The organism is Streptomyces sp. NPDC005393, from assembly GCF_040606675.1.
Lineage (GTDB): Bacteria > Actinomycetota > Actinomycetes > Streptomycetales > Streptomycetaceae > Streptomyces.
Genome location: NZ_JBEXFG010000003.1, coordinates 135,790 through 151,001, shown reverse-complemented (window position 1 = coordinate 151,001; position 15,212 = coordinate 135,790). Strand labels below are relative to the sequence as shown.

At 73.4% G+C, this 15,212-nt stretch carries 12 protein-coding genes and 2 pseudogenes; 11 read left to right on the top strand and 3 right to left on the bottom strand.

Annotated features, from left to right (window positions below; translation table 11 throughout):
- Window positions 1–75: 75 nt before the first annotated feature.
- Window positions 76–1,341 (top strand): glycosyltransferase family 4 protein, encoded by a 1,266-nt coding sequence (locus ABZS71_RS05165; RefSeq protein ID WP_356207694.1) that lies wholly within the window; start codon window positions 76–78, stop codon window positions 1,339–1,341.
- A 262-nt stretch (window positions 1,342–1,603) separates the two neighbouring features.
- Entirely contained in the window at window positions 1,604–3,112 is a 1,509-nt protein-coding gene (locus ABZS71_RS05160) for a hypothetical protein (protein WP_356207692.1), read from the top strand.
- A 36-nt stretch (window positions 3,113–3,148) separates the two neighbouring features.
- On the opposite strand, the gene ABZS71_RS05155 is transcribed toward ABZS71_RS05160, so the two are convergent.
- Window positions 3,149–4,621, bottom strand: a complete 1,473-nt coding sequence (locus ABZS71_RS05155) for an SDR family NAD(P)-dependent oxidoreductase (RefSeq protein WP_355858965.1) — start codon at window positions 4,619–4,621, stop codon at window positions 3,149–3,151.
- A 543-nt stretch (window positions 4,622–5,164) separates the two neighbouring features.
- Here ABZS71_RS05155 and ABZS71_RS05150 point away from each other — a divergent pair.
- From ABZS71_RS05150 to ABZS71_RS05125, 6 genes and pseudogenes are all read left to right on the top strand, one after another.
- Window positions 5,165–6,523, top strand: a complete 1,359-nt coding sequence (locus ABZS71_RS05150) for a glutamine synthetase family protein (RefSeq protein ID WP_356207690.1) — start codon at window positions 5,165–5,167, stop codon at window positions 6,521–6,523.
- A 3-nt stretch (window positions 6,524–6,526) separates the two neighbouring features.
- On the top strand, window positions 6,527–7,675 hold the full coding sequence (locus ABZS71_RS05145; RefSeq protein ID WP_355858959.1) for an amidohydrolase family protein: 1,149 nt from the start codon (window positions 6,527–6,529) through the stop codon (window positions 7,673–7,675).
- 528 nt (window positions 7,676–8,203) lie between these two features.
- Complete coding sequence (locus ABZS71_RS05140) at window positions 8,204–8,995, top strand: SDR family NAD(P)-dependent oxidoreductase (protein WP_356207688.1); 792 nt, start codon at window positions 8,204–8,206, stop codon at window positions 8,993–8,995.
- 207 nt (window positions 8,996–9,202) lie between these two features.
- Window positions 9,203–9,550: a glycoside hydrolase domain-containing protein gene (locus ABZS71_RS05135; RefSeq protein WP_356207687.1), complete on the top strand. Its 348-nt coding sequence runs from the start codon at window positions 9,203–9,205 to the stop codon at window positions 9,548–9,550.
- A gap of 64 nt (window positions 9,551–9,614) precedes the next feature.
- A complete protein-coding gene (locus ABZS71_RS05130) occupies window positions 9,615–10,679 on the top strand; it encodes a zinc-dependent alcohol dehydrogenase family protein (protein ID WP_355858950.1) in 1,065 nt (354 codons plus the stop codon).
- A gap of 27 nt (window positions 10,680–10,706) precedes the next feature.
- A pseudogene (locus ABZS71_RS05125) lies at window positions 10,707–11,036 on the top strand (hypothetical protein); the annotation flags it as partial.
- Between the two features lie 139 nt (window positions 11,037–11,175).
- Here the strand turns inward: ABZS71_RS05125 and ABZS71_RS05120 are convergent.
- A complete protein-coding gene (locus tag ABZS71_RS05120) occupies window positions 11,176–11,664 on the bottom strand; it encodes a glutathione peroxidase (protein ID WP_356207685.1) in 489 nt (162 codons plus the stop codon).
- Window positions 11,665–11,710: 46 nt separating this feature from the next.
- On the bottom strand, window positions 11,711–12,625 hold the full coding sequence (locus tag ABZS71_RS05115) for a YceI family protein (protein ID WP_356207683.1): 915 nt from the start codon (window positions 12,623–12,625) through the stop codon (window positions 11,711–11,713).
- Between the two features lie 564 nt (window positions 12,626–13,189).
- On the opposite strand from ABZS71_RS05115, the pseudogene ABZS71_RS05110 reads away from it, so the two are divergent.
- The 3 genes and pseudogenes from ABZS71_RS05110 to ABZS71_RS05100 form a co-directional block, all read left to right on the top strand.
- Window positions 13,190–13,303 (top strand): annotated as a pseudogene (locus ABZS71_RS05110) (helix-turn-helix domain-containing protein); the annotation flags it as partial.
- Window positions 13,304–13,390: 87 nt separating this feature from the next.
- Window positions 13,391–13,948, top strand: a complete 558-nt coding sequence (locus tag ABZS71_RS05105) for a hypothetical protein (RefSeq protein WP_356207869.1) — start codon at window positions 13,391–13,393, stop codon at window positions 13,946–13,948.
- Window positions 13,949–13,982: 34 nt separating this feature from the next.
- On the top strand, window positions 13,983–15,125 hold the full coding sequence (locus tag ABZS71_RS05100; RefSeq protein ID WP_356207681.1) for a hypothetical protein: 1,143 nt from the start codon (window positions 13,983–13,985) through the stop codon (window positions 15,123–15,125).
- Window positions 15,126–15,212 lie beyond the last annotated feature (87 nt).

Here is a 15,212-nt window from a genome sequence, read left to right as displayed (position 1 = left end):
GTGTCACGCAAAGGTGTCCGCAATGTTCCGGGGGGAACGCGCCCCGGTGAATACCCCCGGCCGGAGAGACACCGCATGAAGATCGCATTGCTGCTGCACAACGCCTACGGGATCGGCGGAACGATCCGGACCACGATGAACCTCGCCACGGCGCTCGCCGACCGTCACGAGGTGGAGATCGTCTCGATGATGCGGCATCGCGAGACGCCGCGCTTCACCCTGGACCCCCGGGTGAGGCTTGTCCCGCTGGTCGACACGCGTTCGGACGGCCCCGACGCGAAGGACCCGCTGTTCGAGGAGGACTCCCGGGACTTTCCGTCCGCCGAGAAGCGGCACCATCAGTACAGCAGGCTGATCGACGTACGAGCCGCGGAGTATCTGCGCGGCTCCGACGCCGATGTGATCATTGGCACACGGCCGGGCGTCAATGTGTATCTGGCGCGCTTCGGCCCGCGCCGCGCGCTGCGCATCGCCCAGGAACATCTGCGGCACGACGCGCACAGCAAGAAGCTGCTGGCCGAGCTCGCGCCGTACTACCGCACGCTCGACGCCGTCGTCACGACGACGGAGGCCGACGCCGCGGTCTACCGGGCGAAGATGCCGCTGCCGGGCGTACGGACCCTCGCGATACCCAACAGCGTCCCCGAACCGGCCGTCGAGCCCTCCGAGGGCACCGCGCCCGTCATCGCGGCAGCCGGCCGTCTGGTCCGCGGCAAACGCTTCGAACTGCTGATAGACGCCTTCTCGGAGATCGCGCCCAAGCACCCCGACTGGCGGCTGCGGATCTACGGCGGAGGCGCCGAGAAGGAGCGGCTGCAGGAGCGCATCGAACGGCTCGGCCTGTCCGGGAGCGCCGCCCTGATGGGGTCCTACTCCCCCATCGAGGAGGAGTTCGCGAAGGCGTCGCTCGTCGCGGTCGCCTCGGACGCCGAGTCCTTCGGGATGACGATCGTGGAGGCGATGCGCTGCGGGGTGCCGGTGGTGAGCACGGACTGCCCGCTCGGCCCCGGCGAGATCATCCAGGACGGGGTCACCGGACGGCTCGTCCCCACCGGTGACAAGCAGGCCCTGGCCACCGCGCTGCTGGAGCTCATCGACGACGAGCCGGGCCGGCGGGCGATGGGCGCGGCGGCGCTGGAGAGCGCCCGGACCTACGACCCGGCGCCGATCGCCTGGCGCTATGAGCGGCTCTTCGAGGAGCTGGCGTCGAGCCGGCAAGCCCGCGCCTGGGAGCGCACCCGGAGCCTGGCGCGGGCCCGCGCCGGCCGGCTGGTCCGCCGCTGCACCGCCGCCCTCCGCCGCCGCCGGACCCCGGCGGCGGGCGGGAAGGCCGGCGCATGACCCCGCGCGGCGCCGCGGCGGCCCCCTGCGCGCCGCGGCGGGCCGCGCCCACCGCCCCATGGCCCGCCCCGAGCCACCGCCCTGCCGGCCGGTGCCCGAGGCCCGGGGCGCCGCGAGCGGCCCGCGACGAGCGGTGCCCTCGCGGGCGCCCGGTCGCGCCCGGGCGGGGCCATCGCCCCACGCTCCCGCCGGGCGCGGGGCGAGCCGCCGCGCTCCCGCCGCACTCCCGCGACCGACGCGCCGCACACGCCGCGGCGGGGCCGTGCGCGACGCTGCGGGCAAGGGCGTGGGCGTGACCGCGTCCGCGGCGGCCGTACGGCCGGGGGTCGGGGGGCCGCCCGCGCCCCGCCCGCGCGAGGTGCCGTGGCTCGCGGTTGTCGCCGCGGTGTATGCCGTGGCGCAGCTGGCACTGGTCGTCCCGCACATGGGCGGCGGGCTGCTGTGGGACGAGAGCGTCTATGTCTCGCAGGTCGATCCGCGCCACCCCGCCGCGTTCTTCAGCGCGCCGCGCTCGCGCGGCATCAGCGTGCTCGTGGCGCCCCTCCTCGCCGTGACCTCCTCCGTACCGGCGCTCCGGGTGGCGCTCGCCCTGTTGTCGGCGGCGGCGCTGTACGGGGCGTTCCGGGTGTGGGGGCCGCTGGTGGGCCAGCGGACGGCGGCGCTCGCCGCGCTGCTCTTCTCGGGGCTGTGGATCACGGAGATCAGCGGATCGCAGGCGATGCCGAACCTGTGGGTGGCGCTCGGCGCGGTGGCCGCCGTGGGCTGGTTTCTGCGCGCCCCGGCCGAGCGGCCCGCCAACTGGTGGCTGGCCGCCCTCACCGCGGGCGTCACCCTGCTGCGCGCCCCGGACGGGGGCTGGCTCGCGCTGCCGCTGCTGCTCGGCGCCACAGGGGTACGGCGGTGGCGGCCCGCGCTGCCCGCGCTGTTCGCCGGGCTCGGGCTCGGCGCCGCGCAGTGGGTGATCGAGGCGTACGCCCGCTTCGGCGGCATCGGCGCGCGGCTGCGGCTCTCCAGCGCCACCGAGGGCGGGATGGCGCCCCACCTCAACGCCGGCCCCGCGCTGCGCGCCCTCAACGGTCCGCTGCTGTGCCGCCCGTGCCACGTCCCGCTGCGCCACCCCGAGCTGACCGTGTGGTGGCTCGCGCTGCCACTGCTGGCCGCGGCGGCGCTCGCGTTCGCGCTGCGGGACCACCGTCTCCACCGGGACGGTCCCGACCGGCTCGCGGCGACCGTGCTCCCGCTCGTCTGCGCCGCGTCCCTGTCCGTCCCCTATCTTCTGCTCATCACCTACGCGGCGCCCCGCTTCCTGCTCCCCGCCTACGCCCTGCTGGCCCTCCCCGTAGCGGGCCTCGCGGTCCGCGCGATACGGGCCGCCCGCTCACCGGTGCCGGTCGCCGCGCTCGGGGTGGCCCTCGCCCTGCACCTGGGGAGCCAGTACGCCGTGCTCGTGCACAACACCTCCGGGGAAGCCAGGACCGCCGCCCGGTACCAGGCGGCGGCCACCGGTCTGCACCGGCTCGGGGTGCGCCCGCCGTGCCTGGTCACCGGCCCGCGCGCGCTGCCGGTCGGCTACGCCGCGGGCTGCGCCTCGGCGCAGGTCAAGGGCAACAACCGGTCCACGAACGTGGACGGTGTACTCGACCGCGCAGCCCGGATGCCCACCGCCGCCCTCGGCCGCGCCCACGGCACTCCCCCGCGCTACGCCCACGGGTGGATCCGGCATCCGCTGCCCGGCACCGGCTGGGCCGCGTATCTGGCGCCGCGCCGCTGAGCGACGCCGCCGGGCCCGGGCCGCCGGGCCCGGGGGCTACCAGGTCGTCGGCTCGTAGTCCTTCAGGAAGCACCCGAAGAGGTCCTCGCCCTGCTCACCCCGGACGATCGGGTCATACACGCGGGCCGCGCCGTCCACGAGGTCGAGCGGGGCGTGGAAGCCCTCGGCCGCGAGCCGCATCTTGTCCGGGTGCGGGCGCTCGTCGGTGATCCATCCGGTGTCGACGCTCGTCATCAGGATGGCGTCGGACTCGAACATCTCGCGCGCGCTGGTGCGGGTGAGCATATTGAGCGCGGCCTTGGCCATATTGGTGTGCGGATGGCCCGCGCCCTTGTAGCCGCGGCCGAACTTGCCCTCCATCGCGGAGACGTTCACCACGTACTTCCGGCGGGCGGGCGAGGCGGCCATCGCCGGGCGCAGCCGGCTCACCAGGATGAAGGGCGCCGTCTCATTGCAGAGCTGCACTTCGAGCATCTCGACCGGATCCACCTCGTGGACCCGCTGGATCCAGGTGTTGGTCGGGTCCAGATCCGGTACGAGCCCGCCCGCGTCGATCGCGGTCCCGGCCTCGATCCGGGCGGGTGAGGCGGAGCCGCTGGTGAGGGCGAGGGCGGTGAGGTCCCGCGCGGTCAGTGCCCCGTCGACGGCCCCCTCGGCCGCGCGCGGGCCCGGCAGGGCCGTCTGGGAGCCGCTGCCGAAGGAGCCGAGGACGACGGACTCGGGGAGCTCTCCGGCCGGCAGCGGCGCCGACTCGCCGGCTATGAGCTCCGCGTACGCCTGAGGCGTACGGCGGACGGTCTGCGCGGCGTTGTTGATCAGGATGTCGAGCGGGCCCGCGGCGCTCACGGAGTCGGCCAGCTCGATCACCTGGGCGGGGTCACGGAGATCAATGCCGACGATCTTGAGCCGGTGCAGCCATTCACCGCTGTCCGGCATCGCGGTGAAGCGGCGTATCGCGTCGCTCGGGAAGCGGGTCGTGACGGTGGTGTGCGCGCCGTCGCGCAGCAGCCGCAGCGCGATATACATGCCGATCTTCGCCCGGCCGCCGGTGAGCAGCGCCCGGCGCCCGGTGAGGTCGGTGCGCGCGTCGCGGCGGGCCCGGTTCTCGGCGGCGCAGTCGCGGCAGAGCTGGTGGTAGAAGGCGTCTACCTCGACATAGCGGGTCTTGCAGACATAGCAGGACCGGGGACGGTCCAGGATGCCCGCGATCTCCGTCGTGACGGAGCTGGTGAGCGCGCGGCCCAGCGTCTCGTCGTCGATCCGGTCGGCCGCGCCGGTGGCCGTGGCCTCGGTCACGGCCTTGTCGTTGGCGGTCTTCGCGGCCCGCCGCTCCTGGCGCCTGCGCTGCTTCACGGTCCGGTAGACACCGGAGGTGGCCCGGCGGACCGTGATCGCGTCGGGGTGGTCGACCGGCAGCCGGTCGAGCTCCTCCAGGACGCTCAGGCAGGTCGCCAGCCGCTCGGGGTCGATACCCGTCCGCTCGGCCCGGCCGTCGTCTGTCACCGTCATCGCCGCTGCCGCTTTCTGGTTCGCCTGTTCCCCTGGATAACGGCGAAACTTTACGGAAGCGGGGGCGCATGCGCCAAACCCGGGTGGCCTCACCCCCGCCCGGGCGTGCGGTACGTATAGCCGGCGGACCGGGGCCCGGCCGCCGCGTCGGCCTCCCCCCAGCGGGGTCACCTACGCCGACGGCGCGCTCTCCATGGCGGCGCCGCGCGGCGAGCGGCTGTGGCGGATCCCGGTGTACGGCACCTCGACGGGCACCCCTAAGGCGTACTACGTCAGTGAGCACGGGCGGCAGCGCACCGTCGAGACGGTGCCGGGCCGCAATGCCCTGTGGCTGTCCACGACGAACGCCGACAGCAACGGCGGGGAGCCGGACGGCGCGGACAAGGTGTTCGAGATCGGCCTGAATCCGGATCCGCCGGCGTCTGGGCGGCCGGGGTGGCATAAGCCACCGTCACACCCCGTATATGATCGGGACATTCCGTCACCGCAAGAGCGTCCTCAGGCAATAGTCTCGGCATGTAGGCCGAGGCTGAGGAGGTACGCATGGGGACGGGCGATCGCGAACAGGCATATACACGGGCGCGGCAGGAAGCCGAGCGGCTCACCGCGGACGGGGTCCAGGGCATCGCGTTGACCTGGGTGGACAACGCGGGCCTCACCCGGGTCAAGTCCGTGCCCACCGCGCGGCTGCCACACGCCGCGCGGCGGGGCGTCGGGATGTCCCCCGTCTTCGATGTGTACCTCGTGGACGACTCGATGACCACCAGCCGCCATATCGGCGGGCCCGACGGCGATCTGCGGCTCTTCCCCGACCTCGACCGGCTCACCCCGCTGGCCGCCCAGCCCGGCTGGGCCTGGGCCCCGGCCGACCGGTACGACCAGACGGGCCTGGCTCACCCCGCCTGCCAGCGGCTGTTCGCCCGGCGGATGACCGAGCGCGCGCGGGAGCGGGGGCTCACGCTGCGCATGGGGTTCGAGACGGAGTGGGTCGTCACCGAGGGCGAGCCGACGCAGGACAAGCCGCGCTACCCCACCGCGGGCCCCGCGTACGGGATGGCGCGCGTGGTCGACCTGACCGACTACCTCGCGGATCTGCTCGGCGCGCTGCGTGCCCAGCGCGTCGAGGTGTTCCAGCTTCACCCGGAGTATTCCCCAGGGCAGTTCGAGGTGTCCGTGGCACCGGCGGACCCGGTCGGCGCCGCCGATCTCGCCGTCCTGGTACGGGAGACGATCCGGGCGCACTCCACGCGGACCGGGCTGAACCCGCTCTTCGGCCCGGTCGTGGAGGCGGGCGGGGTCGGCAACGGGGGCCATCTCCATCTGAGCCTGTGGCAGGACGACCGCAATCTGTGCCGGGACGGCGACGGGCCGCACGGCATGACCGCGACGAGCGAGGCGTTTCTCGCCGGAGTGCTGCGCGAACTGCCCGCCCTCCTCGCCATCGGCGCCCCCTCCCCCGCGAGCTACCTACGGCTCGAACCCTCCCGCTGGGCCGGGGCGTACCAGTGCTGGGGCGTGGAGAACCGCGAGGCCGCGCTGCGCTTCATCCCGGGCGCGCCGGACGATCCCGGGGCCGCCAACGCCGAGATCAAGTGCTTCGATCCGGCGGCCAACCCCTATCTGGTGGTGGGCGCGGTCATCACCGCCGGGCTCGCCGGGCTCGACTCCGGGCTCACCTTGCCCCCGCCGGTCTCCGGCGACCCCGCGGTCAAGGGGCGGGAGCGGCGGCTGCCCACCTCGTTGCTCACCGCGCTGGAGCGCTTCGAGGACTCGGCGGTGCTCCGTGAGGCGCTCGGCGGTCCACTCTTCGAGTCCATCGCTGCGGTGCGTCGGGCGGAGGCCGCGCTGTTCGAGAAGGCGACCCCCCAGGAGATCGCGGCCGCGACCCGTGGGCGGTACTGAACCATGGACGCCGAGCCGCCGCTGCCGCCCCTGGTGGACCACCACTGCCATGGAGTGGTCCGCTCGGAGCTGAGCTCCGCCGCGTTCGAGGCGTTTCTGACCGAATCCGACGCGCCCGCCGCGCTCGGCACCACCTTCTTCGACAGCCAGTTGGGGTTCGCGGTGCGCCGCTGGTGCCCGCCGCTGCTCGGCCTCGAACCGCACTGCCCGCCCGCCCACTATCTCGCCCGGCGGCGCGAGCTGGGCGTGCGGGAGGTGACCCGGCGGCTGCTGGGCGCCGCCGGTATCACCGAATTCCTGGTGGACACCGGGCTTCCCGGAAACCTGACCACCCCCCAGGAACTGGCCGTGGCCGCCGGCGGCACGGCCCATGAGATCGTCCGGCTTGAGCATCTGGCGGAGCGGATCGCCGACACCTCGCTGACCGCCGACGACTTCCTGGCCGGGGTCGCCGACGGGGTGCGGGAGGCCGCGCGTACGGCCGCGGGCTTCAAGTCGGTGGCCGCGTACCGGTACGGGCTCGACTTCGAGCCCGACCCGCCGGCCCCCGCCGCCGCCCACGCCGCCGCCGAGCGCTGGCTCGCCCGCCGCGGCGAGGGCGGCACGGCCGCCGCCCGGGTCACCGACCCCGTACTCCTGCGCCATCTGCTGTGGTCCGCCGCGCACACCGGGCTGCCGCTGCAACTGCACACCGGATTCGGCGACCCCGATCTGCGGCTGGACCGCTGCGATCCACTCCTGCTCACCGACTTCGTCCGCGCCGTACGCCCCACCGGCTGCTCGCTGATCCTGCTGCACGGCTATCCCTACCACCGCGGCGCCGCCTATCTGGCCGCCGTCTTCCCGCATGTCTACGCCGATGTGGGCCTGGCCCTCTCCCACACCGGGGCACGGGCCGGGGCCGTGCTCGCCGAGATGCTGGAGCTCGCCCCCTTCGGCAAGGTGCTCTTCTCGACCGACGCCTACGGGCTGCCCGAGCTGTATGTGGTGGGGGCGCGGCTCTTCCGGGAAGCCCTGACCGCTCTGCTGACCCACTGGGTCGCGGAGGGCGCCTGGTCCCGCCGCGACGCCCGCCGCGTGGCGGCCCTCCTCGGCGCCGACAACGCCCGCCGGGTCTACGGCCTGGGCAGCACGACGCCCCGCGACCACTAGGCTGCGCCGCTCCCCCGACACGGCCCCCGGCCCTGCCCACGGCCCGCGCGGCACACCCCGCGGGGACGCGCCCGGCGGGAGTCCCGAGGGGACGGGCCGACCCGACCGCTACGACGTCCACCGCGCGGCAACCCTCCTCGGGGCGGACAACGCCCCCGTCCCCTCACCCGCTTCCCGTGCGCCCGCACCGCCCGCAGGCGCGCGAGTGGCACGGGAGCACGATGGCCGCGGGTGCGCGACCGGCGTGCGGTGGCCCTCCTCGGCGCGGACAGCACTCCCCATCCCCGCGCACGCTTCCCGCGCCCACGCCGCTCGCGGGAGCGCAGCCGGGCCGGGGACCCGACCAGCGCGGGGAGGCGAACGACCCGGGCGCGCGACCGGCGCGCGGGCGCGGCCATCGCCCGGCGCGGGCGCGGGCGCGGGAGCCGGTTCGTGCGGGGCCACTGCCCCGGGCCCCGTGACGAGCGCGCAGCGCAAGCGCAGTACGGTTCCCGGAACGTACTGGACCGTAACCCCGGAGGAGATCGCATGCGGATCAGCGGCACGACCGTCCTGCTCACCGGAGCCACCGGCGGCATCGGGCAGACACTGGCCCGCGCGCTCGCGGCCAAGGGTGCCAAGTTGCTGCTCACCGGGCGCCGTGAGGAGGTGCTGCGGCCGCTGGCCGAGCAGTTGGGGGCCCGGCCGCTGGTGGCCGATCTGGCCGACCGGGCCGATCTGGAACGTCTGGTCGACGAGGCCGCGGACGCCCGTATCCTCATCGCCAACGCCGCGCTGCCCTCCAGCGGAGAGGTCCTCGACTACCACCCCGAGGAGCTCGACCGCGCGCTCGACGTCAATCTGCGCGCCCCGCTGCTGCTGTCCCGGCTGATGGCTCCGCGGATGGTGGAGTCGGGCTCCGGCCACCTCGTCATGATCGGCTCGCTGTCGGGCCGTACCGCCTCCCCCGGCGCCGCGCTCTACAACGCCGCCAAGTTCGGGCTGCGCGGCTTCACCCTCGGCCTGCGGCAGGATCTGCACGGCACCGGTGTGGGCGTGTCGCTGGTGCAGCCCGGATTCGTGGGCGACGCCGGGATGTTCGCCGACTCCGGCGCGGCCACGCCCGCCGGGGTCCGTACGGTCTCCACCCGGCAGGTGGCGGCCGCGACCACCCGCGCGATCGAGCGGAACCGGGCCGAGGTGAACGTGGCCCCGCTGGAGCTGCGTTTCGGCAGCGCCCTCGGCGGCCTCTTCCCGAGCCTGGCCGAGCGGGCACAGCGCGGGGCGGGGGCCGACAAGACGGCGCGTCAGCTCTCCGAAGGGCAGCGCGACAAGCGCTGACCGCAGGGGTGAACGGCCGCCTCCGCGCGATCCATCGACACCGTTCCGCACCCGCTGATCGGGAGATTCCGTACGCGCGCGGCGGGAACGCTCGCGGGCGTGATGTCGGCGGCGCCCACCGCGGCAGCCGGCCGCTGTCCCGTCCGATGGCCGCCCGATGGCCACGATGGACAAGGCGACATCGCGGGCGACCTTCGGTTCGAGGCGATGACCCTGTGCACCCCCGGGCCGGACGGTATGACCGGCCATGACGACCTGGGCACGATGTCGGCCTGGTACGTCTTCTCCTCGCTCGGCCTCTGTCCGACGATGAGCGGTGGCGACTTCCTCGCCCTCTCCAGCCCGCGGTTCGCGTCGGCGGTCGTCCGGATCGGCCACTACGGCACCCGACGGGGCGTCTCGCTGAACGGCCGGGACGTGGCGCGGACCTGGCTGGGCCGGGGCCGGATCGCCCATGGCAGGGTGATCGCCCACCGGCTGTCCACGGAGCCGTCGTCGTGGGGCACGAGCCCGGGAGCGGAGCCGCCGTCGGTGGGCGGGGCCCACGCACACTGATACCGACGGGTTGTGGTGTAGGTTCGAGCGCCCCCACCGGGTGTTCGAGCGAGGGAGCGGGTCCATGCGTGCTGTGGTGTTCGATGCCTTCGGGCGCAGGCCCGAGGTCCGGGCCGTCGAGGACCCCACTCCCTCCCGGCGCGGCGCGGTGATCCGGGTCGAGGCGACCGGGCTGTGCCGCAGCGACTGGCACGGCTGGATGGGACACGACCCGGAGATCCGGCTGCCGCATGTCCCCGGCCATGAGCTGGCGGGGGTGGTCGAGGAGGTCGGCCCCGACGTCCTCAACTGGCGTGCGGGGCAGCGGGTCACGGTCCCCTTCGTCTGCGCCTGCGGGCGCTGTCCCGCCTGCGCGGACGGCGCCCAGCAGGTGTGCGAGCGGCAGACGCAGCCGGGGTTCACCCACTGGGGTTCGTTCGCCGAGTTCGTCGCGATCGAGAACGCCGATGTGAATCTGGTCGGCATACGCAACGAGCTGTCCTTCACCACGGCCGCCGGTCTCGGCTGCCGCTTCGCGACCGCCTTCCGGGCCGTGGTGGCCCAGGGCCGGGTCGAGCCGGGCGAGTGGGTCGCGGTGCACGGATGCGGTGGGGTGGGACTGTCCGCGATCATGATCGCCGCCGCGGCCGGAGCACGGGTGGTGGCGGTGGACGTCTCCCCGCGGGCCCTCGCCCTGGCCTCGCGGTTCGGGGCGGCGGTATGCGTGGACGCGGCGTCCACGCTGGGGTCGGTGGCGGAGGCGGTCGCGGACGCGACGGGCGGCGGCGCGCATGTCTCGCTCGACGCGCTGGGGTCGCCGCGCACCTGCGCGGCGTCCGTCAAGAGCCTGCGGCGGCACGGCCGCCATGTCCAGGTCGGGCTGCTGCCGCCCGCCGCCGGAAACCCGATGCTCCCGATGGACCGGGTCATCGCGCTCGAACTCCAGCTGCTGGGCAGCCATGGGATGGCCGCGCACGCGTACGGCCCGATGATGGAGATGGTCGAGGCCGGGTCGCTGCGGCCGGATCTGCTGGTCACCGATGTGATCGGACTGGACGAGGTCCCAGAGGCGCTGTCCGCGATGGCCGCGGCGGCCAAGGGCGGCGTCACGGTCATCGAACCGCGCCGCCCGCCCCTGGCCGGGCGCTGACGAGGACCTGACCAGGTCCACATCGATATGCGGCTCCGCCGCGCGGCGGGGCTTCGCCCCGGGGCCGGGACCTCGCTCACGGCGCCCGCACCGTATCCGCGACGATCCGAATCCGCCCCCCACATACACAGCCGGATCGGCCGCGATCCCAGGAACGTTGGCGGGCATCAGGTCACGTGCCCGCCCGGGGCTTTACGGCATCGTGCTGCCCAAGGTCCGTGCTGCCGAGGACGTACGCGCCGCCGGCGGGTTGGGGAGCGAGGCGTCGTACTGGTGTGCCCAGCAGCGGTGGTGCTGGTGGTGCGAGGCGCGGTCGCCGTAGCCGGTGCGCCCACGAGGTGCTACATCGACGACATCGGCTCGTACTCCACCAATGAAGTGGCGGACAACTGGAACGCGCCACTGGCCTGGCCGACCGCCTTCGCCGCCGAGCGGAGCCGAACAGCCGACAAGGGGCCCGCGGTCCATGACCGCGGGCCCCTCGATGTCCCCGGTCCTACCGGGGCAGCCGCGTCTCGATCGCCGCGACGAGCTCCGCGGCCTCCGGCTCGGTGCGCGGCCGGAACCGGCCGACGACCTCACCGCTCGGCGAGATCAGGAACTTCTCGAAGTTCCACCGCACATCCCCGGCCTCGCCCTCCGTGTCCGGCGTCCGCGTCAGCTCGGCGTAGAGCGGATGCCGCTGCTCGCCGTTGACGTCGGTCTTCTCCAGCAGCGGGAAGGACACACCGTAGGTCGTCGAGCAGAACGTCTGGATCTCCTCGCCCGTCCCCGGCTCCTGCCCCGCGAACTGGTTGCACGGAACGCCCAGCACGGTGAACCCGCGCCCGGCGTAGCGCTGCTGCAGCCGTTCGAGCCCCTCGTACTGCGGGGTGAGACCGCACTTGGAGGCCACATTGACCACCAGCACGGCGGTGTCCCGGTGCGCGCCGAGGGTGGTCGGCTCGCCGGAGAGGGTGCGCAGGGGGATGTCGTACAGGCTCATGGAGTACACCACTTTCGTCGTAGCGCCGGTACGGACAATCTATGCGCTAGTCGGGCGGGGTCGGCGTGTCCTGGTTGCGGTACATCGCCTGAAGGTCGAGTTCGAGCTTGATCGTGGGGCCGACGACGGCGATGCCCCGGGCCAGCATGTTCCTCCAGTTCAGCGTGTAGTCCTCGCGGTGCAGCTCGGCGGTGGCGAGGGCCGCGCAGCGCAGCTCCTGTTCGTAGCCGCCGTTCACCGCGCCGAGGTAGGTGGTGTCCAGCGACACCGAGCGGCTGACGCCGTGCATGGTGAGGGGGCCCTGGACCGTCCACTTCTGGCCACTGCGCCAGGTGAACCGGCTGCTGGCGAAGTGGATGTCCGGATAGTGCTCGACGTCGAGGAAGTCGGCCGAGCGCAGATGGTTGTCCCGGGTGTTGTTGCCGGTGGTGATGGAGGAGGCGTCGATGAGGACCTCGACCCGGGAGTCCTCCATGCGCTCGGCGATGTGGATGCCTCCCCTGAAGCGGGTGAAGCGGCCGTGCACATTGGCCATGCCGACGTGGCGCGCGATGAACCGGATCGCGGTGTGCGGCGGATCGAACAGCCAGGTGCCGGGCGGCGGGAGCTCCAGCTGCTCCGTCGGCTGCATCTGGACGCGCTGGACCGGGGCGCTTTCGGCCGCGGCGATGTCGACGGTAAGGCGGTTGGGTGTCAGGCCACTCCCGGTGAGCAGCACGGAGTACTGGCCGGGCTCCAGGGTTGCGACGAACAGCCCATGGGGGTCGGTGGTGGCCTTGGCCGCTGTACGGCCGGCGCCGCGCGTCTCGGTGACGGTGACGTCGACGCCGCCCAGCGGCTGGCCTACGGGGTCCAGGACCTCGCAGCTGAAGGCACCGGCGCCCACAGGTATAGGGATGCGGACTCCTGATCCGCGGTCGGGGCGTTTGGTCCGCATGCGCCGGAGCAGTGCGAGGGGCATTGCAGTCATCTCTCTAAGGTTTCTCTCGGTAACTTCGGGTCTCTCCATGATGGAGGGCTGTGGTGAACGCCGATCACCGGGGGGTCAGTGTGTAGGCCAGCGACCTCGCTCGGGCGGCTTATACGGCTCATAAGGCGGCCCGGTCGAGCACCTGGTCGAACCGCGCATGGCGGAAGGGCGCGGTGACGCCGTACCGGGCGGCCGACAAGGATCTTGTGCCAGGACCGGGCCGGGAAGGTGTCTCCATATGAGACAGCGGTGGCATATACGGTGGAGAAGCTGTGACGAGCATCGACGACACCCCGGCTGCCAGGGCTCTCGCGCCGATACGACGGGCGCTCGAGCGGTTCTTCAGCGGGCGGCCACCGGGCGTCGGGGTCCCCGACGGCGTGGCCGCCGCCTGGCGGCGGGCGCGGTTCCTCGGGGTGCCCCATGATCTGCCGGCGGCGCCGTCGGCGGCGGTGCCCGCGGACTCACCGCTGCTCACCGCGGCGCGGCCGGCGCTCGACCGGGTCGCGCCCACACTGACCGGGCTGCGGGTGCCGCCCGCCGCCCGCCGGCTCAGTGGCCTGGAGCGGCCGAGCGCACCGCGATCCTGGAGGCGCTGCGCCGGCACGGGGACAACAAGGCTCGGCGGCGCAGTCCTTGGGGATCGGCCGGGCCACCTTGTACCGGAAGCTGCGGGCGTACGGAGTGGACCAGTTCCAGCCGGACCCCGCACAGGGGCCGGACCAGTCACAGAGGCCAGTCACAGAGGGGGGAACGGTGGCGGGAGACGAGAACACCGAGGGCGAGGCGGTCGCGGGCAGGCTGCTCCTCGTGGAGTACGAGCAGGTGAAGGAGGAGCAGCGGGCGCGGATCGGGTTCCGCGACAATCTGCTCTACGCCACGCTCGCCTCCATGGCCGCCATCATCACCTTCTCCTTCCAGAACCACGGGCAGCCGGAGCTGCTTCTGCTGCTGCCCCCGGCATCGGTCCTGCTGGGCTGGGCGTATCTGGTCAATGACGAGAAGATATCGGCCATCGGGCGCTATGTCCGCGAGGATCTGGGCCCGCGGCTGGCGCTGCTCACGCCCGGCCGGCCGGCGGTCTTCGGATGGGAGAGGGCCCATCGCGACGACCACCGCCGGATCTCCCGGAAGCGGCTGCAGCTCGCGGCCGATCTGCTGCTGTTCTCCGTGGCGCCGATCGCCGCACTCGTCGTGTACTGGGTCTCGGAGCCGGTACGGGCGGTGCTGCTGGCGGTGTCCGTGGCCGAAGTGGCGCTGATCGCCGTACTGGCGGTGCAGATCGTGCTGTACGCCGATTTGCACCGGCCATAAGGTGCTCACGACGACACAGTCCAAGGGGGGAACCGTGGGGTCCGGTGACAACGGGGGTACGGAGCGGGCGGATGTGGTCGTCCTCACCGCGCTGGAGGTCGAGTACCGGGCGGTGCGAGCCCATCTGGAGGATCCGCGCCCGGTCCAGGCGGAGCGGGGGGCGCTGTTCGAGGTGGGCACGTTTCGCGACGGGCCCCTCCAGCGGCTGGTCGCGATCCATATGACGGGCCCGGGGAATCCGGGCGCCGCGGCCTCGGTCGAGCGGGCCGCGGCGCTCTTCGAGCCCCGGGCCGTGCTTTTCGTGGGGGTCGCGGGCGGCCGTAAGGATGTCGTGCTGGGGGATGTCGTGGCCGCGGACGCGGTGTACGACTACGAGACCGGCAAGGACACCGAGACGGGGTTCCTGCCCCGGCAGAAGACTTATCAGTCGGCGTACGGCCTGGTGCAGCTGGCCCGGTTCGTGGCGGCGGGCGACCAGTGGCAGCGGCGCATCCGCCCCGCGGACGAGGCGCCGCGCCCCCGCGCCCATGTGAAACCCATCGCGGCGGGCGGACGGGTGGTGGCGCACCACCGGTCGGATGTCGGGCTCAGGCTCGCGGCGAGCGCGGGCGATGCCCTCGCGGTGGACATGGAGGGGTTCGGCTTTCTCGCGGGCGCGTATGTCAATCAGCATCTCGACGCGCTGGTGATCCGCGGTATCTCGGATCTGCTCGGGGACAAGGGCGAGGCGCACGACGAGCGCTGGCAGCCCGTCGCGTCGCGGCACGCGGCCGCCTTCGCGTTCGAGTTGGTCGGGCGGATTCCGGTGGCGGCCCCTGCGTCGGCGCCCCATCCCGCCGCGGGTCGGCAGTTGTCGGCCCGCAGGCCGCCCGCCGCCTCCGTACCGGCCCGTCGCAAGCTGACGATCCATGAGCTCGGCGGTCTGGCGGACGCGCTGCTGGCCGTCCCGGGGCTGACCTCCCCCACCCGCTGGCAGCAACTCCTCGATGAGCTGCCCACCGTGGGCACCGCGGTGAACCGCCAGTCGGCGAGCCGCGCGGAGGCGCTGGCCCTCTTGCGTACCTGCGAGGCGCACCGTGCGCTGGCCGAGCTGGCGGACGTGGTCGCGGTCATCGCACCGGGCGATCCGGCGGCGGCCGAACTCGCCCGGCGCGTCAGGGATCTGGGGCTGGAGTGACGGCCCTCACCCGCCCGGTGCGGCAGGTGTCGGCCATCGGGGTGTCGTGGGAGGCGTGCGGGGCATACCAGTTGTCCGGAGTCCACG